General features: G+C 43.8%; 1 protein-coding gene. It reads left to right on the top strand.

Translation table 11 applies throughout. From position 1 onward, the window contains the following. A partial coding sequence (locus tag AAEY62_RS24875; protein WP_350637173.1) for a DbpA RNA binding domain-containing protein occupies window positions 1–227 on the top strand: 227 nt, incomplete at its 5' end. Window positions 228–235: the final 8 nt, after the last annotated feature.

The following is a 235-nucleotide window of genomic DNA, read 5'->3' as shown; positions in this document are numbered from 1 at the left end:
CCTTAATGCTTGATTCTGGTAAAAAGCAAAAAGTACGCGCAGGTGATATTTTAGGTGCACTTACCGGTAAAGACGGTATTGCGGGGCGTCAAGTTGGTAAAATAAACGTACTCGACAACGTTGCGTTTGTTGCCGTAGAGCGTAATTCTTCAAAACCGGCACTGCGTAAATTAACCGAAGGTAATATTAAAGGCCGTAAAATACGCGCTCGTCGCCTTACGTGCTAATAGTGTAC

This window comes from Pseudoalteromonas sp. GW168-MNA-CIBAN-0100, from assembly GCF_040309225.1.
In the GTDB taxonomy this organism is placed as follows: Bacteria; Pseudomonadota; Gammaproteobacteria; order Enterobacterales; family Alteromonadaceae; genus Pseudoalteromonas; species Pseudoalteromonas arctica.
Note: the sequence above shows the minus strand (reverse complement) of the source record. Positions and strands in the feature narration are given on the sequence as shown.